The organism is Sphingobacterium deserti (assembly GCF_000757725.1).
Classification (GTDB): domain Bacteria; phylum Bacteroidota; class Bacteroidia; order Sphingobacteriales; family Sphingobacteriaceae; genus Sphingobacterium; species Sphingobacterium deserti.
Genome location: NZ_JJMU01000073.1, coordinates 23,087 through 33,046, shown reverse-complemented (window position 1 = coordinate 33,046; position 9,960 = coordinate 23,087). Strand labels below are relative to the sequence as shown.

The window sequence follows — 9,960 nt, the reverse complement described above, 5'->3', positions numbered from 1 at the left end:
AGATCTTCGTCCTATGCCCGGACGGGGCCATACTTTTTCAGATGAAAAAGTATACAAAAAATCTTTGTTTCATCGAGGCGATATCACCCGCAACCCGACGCACAGCAGTGAGCTGCCTGCTAGGCTAGATGACATCCCAAAATCCTTTTAAGAATGGATTTTGGTAAATAATCTAATGCCTGCCCATACCCTCTAGGCCACAGCAGCACGCTGCTAATTCCATCGCTTGATGAAACGTAAAAAGTGCCGTTAATCGGTCTTTGTAGATCAAGCTTAGCGTTCGCTCGATTGGTAGTGGGTAGTGAAAATAGATTGTAGTATATAGTATTGCGTAATGCGTATAACGTAGTGAGATATTAGGTTTTATAGCAGTGGACGTCCTTGCGAGCCAGAGGAACGATGGCGCGGCAATCTTGACGATGATTGGGTATTGCGTATAGCGTAGTGAGAAAAGTTAGGTCTTCTCTGCTTTATTGCTTCCAACCCTTATTAAACGAAATGTCGCATCGAAAGCGATTAGTACAGTGTATTGCTTAGCGCGTAATGCGAAAGGTATTTTATACTTTATCGCTTCTTCCCATTATTAAACGAAATGTCGCATCGAAAGCTTTGCAATATGTAATCATTTGCCATTGCACAAACCTACCCTGCAAAGGTTTCAAGCGACGGGGTTTTGGTTCCTTTTGCCCTACAAAAGGAACGCCATGTCCTGGCTAAGGACGGAAAGGTTGTGGGGGGGATTGGTATTGAGTATTGTGTAGCGCGTAGTGCGAGAGGTTTAAGTTTCCCATATTTTATCGCTTCTTTCCAATATTAAACGAAATGTCGCCTTTTTATAGCTGATAGTATGTAGTACTTCGTACGTAGAAAAGCTTTGGTAGATAAGTGATTGCAGAGGTCATTATTAAACGAAATGTCGCATCAGTTTTGTTGCGTCTGTAGTTATTTGCCTTCGCACTATCCAATAAGGATGCAACAAAAGTAAGCGACGGGGTTTTGGTTCCTTTTGCCCTACAAAAGGAACGCCATGTCCTGGCTAAGGACGGAAAGGATGTGCGATGGACAAACTGATTAAAATACAGTAGTGCGGGAAATTAAATATCCATTACTTTATCGCTTCTTCCCATTATTAAACGAAATGGCGCATTTGAAGAGGTATTGCGTAATGCGTATTGTGTATTGCGAGAAATTTAGATATTGTATATTTTATCGCTTCTTCCCAATATTAAACGACATGTCGGCTTTTTATAGATGATAGTATGAAGTACTTAGTACGTAGAAAAGCTTTGGCAGATAGGTGATTGCAGGGGTCATTATTAAACGAAATGTCGCATCAGTTTTGTTGCGTCTGTAGTTATTTGCCTTCGCACTATCCAATAAGGATGCAACAAAAGTAAGCGACGGGGTTTTGAATACTTTTGCCCTACAAAAGTATTTGCCTTGCCGCGGCATGCGGCGGAAGGGTCTGAGCGAAGGACAAACTGTTTTATAAACAGAAACTTGAACTTGCTGCGGCATGCGGCGGAAGGGTCTGAGCTAAGGACAATCCGTTTGGAAAACTAAAAATCCCCTTACAAAAGTTACGCTTTGCCGCGGCGAAAACCTAAACACTCCAAATCAATATTATCATTTAGCACCTGGAGGGCAATGCTCTCGCAAAAAGCGTGTATAAATTAAGGAAAGATGTTTTGACGTACCTTTTCCCTCGCTGATAGCGTGGCTTCGATTGGGGTAAGACATCATTTGAAAAGGAATATTGTATTTAATTAATTCATTGATATACACCTCTGCATTTTGGTAATGCACATTATCGTCTCCCGTTCCGTGAACGAGCAATAAATTGCCTTTTACATTTTTTGCGTAAGTTAAAGCAGAACCCTTTACGAAGTCTTCTTCATTCTCCTGCGGTAACCCCATGTAACGCTCTTGATAGATATTGTCATAAAGCAGTTGGTTCGTGACCGGCGCAATAGAGATACCCGTTTTATAGATCTCCGGATATTGTCCTAAGAGGTTGAGCGTAGAAGCACCTCCGCCAGACCATCCCCAGACTGCTACCCGAGTCGTATCGACAAATCCCCATTTAAAAACCTCTTTGGCGCCCATAGCCTGATCACGGATATTGAGTGTGCCAATATTTTTGTAGATAGACTTGCGCCACTCGCGACCCTTAGGTGCTGGTGCGCCTCGGTTTTCCAAAGATATGTAGATGTAGCCGTCAGCAGCCATGTCGCCGTCATATAATCTGTTTTTACCTGTATAAAAATTATCGGTCACCGTTTGTGACGCGGGTTCACCATACACGTAAAATACAGCTGGGTATTTTTTTGAAGGATCAAAGTTTGTCGGCTTCACCATCCAGCCGTCGAGTGTGATACCATCTTCCGTCGTTACTTGAAAAAACTCAGTTTCCGCATTATTTGATGCATGCTTATCTATGTTCTGCGCGGCGCGCAGCTCCTTATGTTCTGGAAGCGATACCACGGCGGTACCAGCTCGGTAGGATGTACTGCTTGTCTGGAAAAGCGCAATTTTACCATTTGGAGAAATTTGATAGGCATTAGTTCCCTTGAGCTCAGCAGGAGTAACGCGAGTGGCCTTTCCTCCACCGAGACCAATGCGGTAAAGATGCTTTTGTGTGGCGTTTTCCGGCGAGGCAGAGAAATAAATTGCTTTCGACTTCGGGTCTATAAAATCGATCTGAATGATGTCGAAGGGTTCCCTCGTGATTAAACGCTCTTTTCCTTGTAGGTCAATGCTATATATTTGCCGCCAGCCACCTTTTTCAGATACCCAAATAAACTCTTTACCACCATTGATCCAGTCCCATCCAGCAGGATCTCCATCATTCCAACGCGATTTAATATCGATCCATGCCTCGTCCGTTTCCGTATGGATGACCTTACTTTTCTCACCTTGAATGTCCGAAACAACGATTTTGCTTACATTTTGCTTCCTGTTTAGTGTTTGAAAGATCAAGCCTCTCGAATCTGTGAGCCATTCCATACGAGGGATGTATCCGTCTTTTGTAGTCGATAGATCATCGATTTCTTTCGTTTGTTGTTTTGCAAGATCATACACCCAAATGCTGGTAGGTGAAGGCGGAAGCCCGACCTTCGGATATTCTACCGGGATAGTGAAAGCATATAAGCTATCCGTATTATTGATCATCAGGAAGTTTCGGGTACTGCGTGCATCCTGCTTCCAGAAAGCAATCTTAGATCCGTCTGGCGACCAGCGGAAGCCATCTTTCGTACCAAATTCCTCCTCATAGGCCCAATCGAATGTGCCGTTGATGATGCGATCTGTTCCATCTTCGGTTATAGGTCTGGAAATGTTGTCTTTTAGCTTTTCTATATAAATATTATGTTTAGAAACATAGGCTACGCGTGTACCATCAGGGGAAAACTTAGCAAACATGAGAGACGATGCCGGAAGTCCCTTGCCGAGCTGGGTAAGCTTCTTTGTCGTCTTCTCAAATATCCAATAGTCTCCGCGAGTGTTCTCACGCCATACGCGTGCCGTGTTAGCAAATAGCAAAAGGCTATTTCCATCAGGTGAGACTTGAAAACTTTGCACATCGAGTCCGCGGGATGCCCCGGCTGGGCGCAAAGCCGCTGCACTCAGATATGTGGTTCGTTTATTAGGGTTTATGGCATCTACAATGTCAATGCCCTTTTCAGAAAAAGTGTAATATCCAGTTCCGTCTGGCGTCCATTGAAGCTGTGCCTGTGTTGTATGCGCGGCCACTAGCCATAGCACAGCGCTAGCAATGGTTTTTACTATCGTGTTTTTACGAAACATAATCCTTTCTAAAGTTTTCGATTTCATGTGCAGTTTTTATTAGCTCGGGTCCTAGCTGACGATAGCCGCTTTCTGTAATGACAAAATTATCTTCGATACGGATGCCGCCAAAATTTCGATATGTGCGTAGTTTATCATAGTTTATAAAATCAGAAAGCTTATTTTCCGCTTGCCAGCGATCAATCAATTCTGGGATTATGTAGATGCCGGGCTCAACAGTTAAGACAAATCCAGGCGCTAGCTTTTTACCTAATCGTAAGGATTTCAAGCCAAACGTGCGCGTATCTTTTGGTTCTTCTTCCGTGTACCCCACATATTGTTCGCCCAAATCTTCCATATCATGAACGTCAAGTCCCATCATATGGCCAAGTCCGCATTGAAAAAAAAGCGTATGTGCATGTTGGCGCACCGCTTCTTTTGGATCTCCTTTCATCAATCCTAATGCTATCAAACCTTCTACCAGACGTTCACATGCAGAGAGATGAACTTCTTTAAACGTTATCTCAGGACTTAAAAGTTCCCGCGCCGCGTAAAAGGAATGTAAAACCACATCGTAAAGTTCGCGCTGTTGCGTAGTGAAGTTCGCTCCAACGGGAAAAGTACGCGTCAAATCGGCGGCGTAACCCAACGCTGTTTCTGCTCCAGAATCATTTAACAGCATATCGCCCTGCTTTAGTATATTCAATTTATAGGAGTTATGCAAAATTTCACCGTGAACCGTAACGATAGGTGGATAGGCCAATGGTGATCCATGGTTAGCCGCGTGGTGTTGAATAGCATTTGCAATGTCGCGTTCCATCATCCCTGGTTTCGTGAATTTCATCGCTAATAAGTGCATGTCTACAGACACCTTCAGGGCAGCTTCGATCTCTTCCAATTCCTGCTGTTCTTTAATCGATCGTTGTGATACTACTGCTTTAATGAGTGAAGGAGAAGGATTTATGTTTTTAATAGCGATGCCAAGAAGATCGCTTATTACTATTTTATTGAAGGATTGATAGGGTGGCAGGTAATGTATTTGTTGTCCTGCCTTAGAAGCGCTATGCAGAAAGGGTTGCAAGGCTGAAAAGGGCATGCTGGTTTGCACACCGGATTGATCACATTTTTCTTTTAGCGTTTCCTGCCTGCCCATCCATACAATTTGATCCATGTTGAGCTCGTCGCCAAATATAATAGTTCGCTGATTGTCAATATCGATGACAGCAGCGATGTTTGCTGCCTTTATGCCAAAATAATAAAGGAACGTGCTGTCTTGCCGAAAGGGGTAGGTGTTATGTTCAAAGTTGATAGGGTTTTCAGTATTGCCCAGTAATAGAATAAGTCCGCTGCCGACCTTCATTTGCAATGTATCTCGACGATGCTGGTAAGTTTGTGGTGAAAACATATGGATTTTTTACTATCTGGCACCAAGTCAATTGTCAATTCGGTGCGTTGTAAATCTGCTAAAAAGCAGGGACTTTTAATTCTCTTATTTTGCCAATTTATGGTCATATTTTACACTATACATCCCCGAGGGGTTGGACTTGGTTAGACCTATCTAGCTATCAAGGATGAAACGGCCTCTCGCGTTAGGATAATCTGAACAGCGCAATTTTTTTTCCATTAGGCCTCACGGCTATAGCAATTATAATACACGATTTGGTTGCCGATGTATTATATTCTATCTTCTAATTTTTAACTTTGTTAAAAGAGAACGGGAATAGCTATGTATATAATTTTTGATACGGAGACGACTGGTTTACCAAAACGTTGGGATGCACCGATTACGGATACGGATAACTGGCCGCGATGTATTCAAATCGCGTGGCAGCTTCATGATGAAATGGGAAAGCTGCTCGAACATCAAGACTATCTCATTCGCCCTGATGGATTTAACATTCCCTACGACTCTGAAAAGATCCATGGGATTTCTACAGAACTTGCTGAGCAAGATGGTGTTCCTCTTGTTGATGTGCTGCATAAGTTTAATGACGCACTGCGCAAGGCTAAATTCGTAGTCGGTCAAAATATAGGCTTCGATTTAAATATCATGGGAGCGGAGTTCTACCGCTATGGCGTAGATTCCCCGATGTCGGGCATGCCCGTTCTGGATACCTGTACCGAAGTGACGGCAGAACTTTTGCAGTTGCCAGGCGGTCGTGGTGGTCGCTATAAACTTCCCAACCTGACTGAGCTGCATGGCCACCTTTTCGGTGTACCTTTTGCCGAAGCGCATAATGCGACAGCCGACGTAGAAGCAACCACACGCTGCTTCTTCGAGTTGCTTCGCCGGGAGATATTTACACCCGAGGAAGTACAGGTTGATACGGGCTATTTTGTAGAGTTCAAGCAGCATAACCCAGATCTGATAGCGCCTGTTGGCCTAAAACATATCAATCTAAAGGCGGCTTCAGACGCCATTCGTAAAGAGCAGAAAAGTGATACACCAGTTACGGTGGTTGATGAATCACTTAAACAAGCGCTTGGCGCGGCAGCATTTGCGCATTTACATAACCACTCGCAGTTTTCTGTTCTACAAAGTACTATTGGCGTTGCACCGCTCGTGGATGCTGCAATAAAGAATAAGATGCCCGCAGTGGCACTTACCGATCATGGAAACATGATGGGCGCCTTCCATTTCGTTAGTAAAGCCATAAGCCATAACAAAGAAGCAGAAGCAAAAAATGCGGAGGCCGTAGCACGCGGTGAAAATCCTACCGATCAGATTATCAAACCTATTGTGGGGTGTGAATTCTACGTTTGCGAGAATTATAAAGACAAATCAAGGAAAGATAATGGCTATCAAATTGTTTTTTTAGCAAAAAATAAGGCCGGATATCACAATCTTGCTAAGATGGCATCTGCAGCTTATACCGAAGGATTCTATTATGTTCCTCGTATTGACAAATCAGTTATTGAGCGCTACAAAGACAATTTAATTGTGCTATCTGGCAACTTGCAAGGTGAGGTGCCAAGTAAGGTGTTAAATATTGGAGAAACGCAGGCAGAGGAAGCATTAGTTTGGTGGAAAGAACAATTCGGAGACGATTTTTATATCGAGCTGATGCGTCACGGGCAAGAAGATGAAAACAGAGTGAATGAAACGCTAGTGCAGTTGGCGAGGAAACATGATGTTAAATTGATCGCGACGAATAACACCTATTACCTGAATAAAGCCGATGCGCATGCACACGATATTTTACTATGCGTGAAAGATGGCGAAAAACTGTCAACGCCGAAAGGCCGTGGCCGTGGGTTCCGCTTTGGTCTACCAAATCAGGAATACTATTTCAAATCTGCCGATGAGATGAAAAAGGCTTTTGCAGACACACCGGAGGCGATCATCAATATTGAATCTTTACTTGACAAGGTAGAGATCTATTCACTTAACCGTGATGTGTTACTTCCCAAGTTCGATATTCCAGAGCAATTCCAGCATGCCGAAGATGAAGTCGATGGCGGGAAACGCGGGGAGAATGCCTATTTGCGCTATTTGACCTACAAAGGTGCCGAAGGTAGATATGAGGAAATTGACGACATTGTAACGGAGCGTTTGGATTTTGAATTGGAGACGATTGAGCGGACAGGGTATCCAGGTTATTTTCTTATCGTTCAGGATTTTATTGCCAAAGCCAGGGAGATGGGCGTTTCGGTAGGACCAGGGCGTGGTTCCGCTGCTGGTTCGGCGGTAGCCTACTGTCTAGGCATCACTAACCTTGATCCGATCCAGTATGATTTGCTTTTTGAGCGTTTTTTAAATCCAGACCGGGTTTCGATGCCCGATATCGATGTGGATTTTGACGATGAGGGTCGCGGACGCGTGATGCAGTATGTAATCGACAAATATGGCGCATCGCAGGTGGCGCAGATCATCACCTACGGAACTATGGCGGCCAAGTCGTCGATAAAGGATACCGCGCGTGTGCTTGACTTGCCCTTGCAAGATGCAAACGAAATCGCAAAGCTTATTCCGAACCTGAAGCTCAGCAAAATCTTCAATATGGATGATAAAGGTCTGAAGGAGGTTTTGCGATCAGAGGAAATAGAAGCTGTAAACAGACTTAAAAACCTAGCCGATGGCGCCGGTTTGGAAGCGGAAACCATTAAACAAGCACGTGTACTGGAAGGTTCAATGCGTAATACAGGTGTGCATGCCTGCGGTGTTATCATCACACCTGACGATATCACCAACTTCGTGCCCGTGTCGCTTGCCAAAGATTCCGAGCTTTTCGTTACGCAATTTGACAACTCCGTTGTTGAAAGTGCCGGCCTGTTGAAGATGGACTTCTTAGGGCTAAAGACTCTAACTTTAATTAAAGACACGGTCACTAATGTAAAACTCCGTCATGGCGTGACATTAGATCCTGATAAATTTCCGATAGACGATATTCTTACATACGAGCTGTTCCAGCGTGGCGAAACTATAGGCGTGTTCCAATATGAGTCGCCGGGAATGCAGAAGTACATGAAAGAGCTAAAGCCAACTGTTTTCGCCGATCTTATTGCAATGAATGCATTGTATAGACCGGGGCCTATGGAGTATATACCTTCATTCGTCAAACGTAAACATGGTATTGAACCCATTACATACGATTTAGATGCCTGCGAAGAATACCTTCAAGAAACCTATGGGATTACTGTTTACCAGGAGCAGGTGATGCTCTTATCGCAAAAGTTAGCGGGCTTTTCAAAAGGTGATGCCGACGTTTTACGGAAGGCTATGGGTAAAAAGCAAAAGGCTGTACTCGACAAGATGAAGCCCAAATTTGTCAACCAAGCCGCTGAAAAAGGACATGCACCCAAGGTATTGGAGAAAATATGGACAGACTGGGAAGCTTTTGCATCTTATGCGTTTAACAAGTCCCATTCCACTTGTTATGCGTGGATCGCCTACCAAACCGCTTATCTAAAAGCGCATTATCCCGCTGAATATATGGCTGCCGTGCTGTCCAACAACATGAACGATATCAAACAGGTGACGTTTTTCATGGAAGAATGCCGGCGCATGGGATTACTAGTATTAGGACCTGATGTGAATGAATCGTACTACAAATTTACGGTAAACGAACAGGGTGCCATTCGATTTGGAATGGGCGCTGTTAAAGGCGTGGGAGCGGGCGCAGTAGATACGGTGGTGCAAACTCGTGAAAAAGGCGGTAGATATAAGTCGGTTTTTGACATGGCCAAACGGATAGATCTTCGTTCGGCGAACAAAAAAGCGTTTGAAAGCTTAGCCTACGCTGGCGGTTTCGATAGTTTTACCAATACGCACCGCGCGCAGTATTTCAGCACAGAGGGCGATAACTCGACTGGATTAGAAAAAGCGATTAAATATGGAAACCGTGTTAAGGACAATGAAAGTTCAGCACAGGCGAGTCTTTTCGGCGGTTCGGCGGCAACGGAACTGCCCGAGCCCGTTCTCGCTCCTTGTGCCGCTTGGGGGCTAATTGAAAAGCTGAAGTATGAGAAGGATGTAATCGGGATTTACCTCACGAGCCATCCATTAGACAATTATAAGTTTGAAATCAAACATTTCTGTTCTAACAAAGTCAGCGATCTACAACTTATAAATAAGGTAAAAGCCAGTGAAGTGGAAGAGGAGGTGCTACTTGACTTCAATAGGATAAAAAATAAGGAAGTTGTGTTGGGCGGTATTATTGCTATGGCGAATCATCGTGTGGCGAAATCGGGCAAACCATTTGGTTCCTTCGTAATTGAAGACTACAGCGATTCTTATGAGATAATGGTATTTGGCGAAGATTATGTTAAGTTCAAAGGATATCTTCAGGAGGGCTTTTTCGTGCAGATTCGCGGGCTTGTCCAAGAGAGATTTAAGCAAGTAGGAAATTGGGGCTTCGAACTAAAGCATATACAGCTGCTATCTGATATGCGGGATAAAATGGCTAAATCACTCACTATCCAGCTTCCATTACATTTGCTGGATGATCAACTTGTGGCTGTGGTGCATAAGCTTGTGGACTCTGCGAAAATCGAAAGTGAGGAGTCTAAATGTCAGCTCAAATTTACGATACGGGATATGCAGGATAATTTATCAATAGAAATGCCAGCGAAATCTGTAAAGATCAACCTGACAAATGAATTTTTAGATGGATTAGAAAAACACGAGATAAGTTATAAATTAAATTGATAGGCTATAGAATTTTTATGAATAGGGCG

General features: G+C 43.8%; 3 protein-coding genes. 1 reads left to right on the top strand and 2 read right to left on the bottom strand.

Translation table 11 applies throughout. The features are described 5' to 3' along the window. Nucleotides 1-1,626: 1,626 nt before the first annotated feature. Entirely contained in the window at nt 1,627-3,831 is a 2,205-nt protein-coding gene (locus DI53_RS19130; protein ID WP_241462487.1) for a S9 family peptidase, read from the bottom strand. Continuing rightward, complete coding sequence (locus tag DI53_RS19125; RefSeq protein WP_037503751.1) at nt 3,794-5,188, bottom strand: aminopeptidase P family protein; 1,395 nt, start codon at nt 5,186-5,188, stop codon at nt 3,794-3,796. Before DI53_RS19125 ends, DI53_RS19130 begins: the two co-directional genes overlap by 38 nt. 321 nt (nt 5,189-5,509) lie before the next feature. Between DI53_RS19125 and dnaE the strand changes: the two genes are divergently transcribed. After that, complete coding sequence (gene dnaE / locus DI53_RS19120; RefSeq protein ID WP_037503748.1) at nt 5,510-9,931, top strand: DNA polymerase III subunit alpha; 4,422 nt, start codon at nt 5,510-5,512, stop codon at nt 9,929-9,931. Nucleotides 9,932-9,960: the final 29 nt, after the last annotated feature.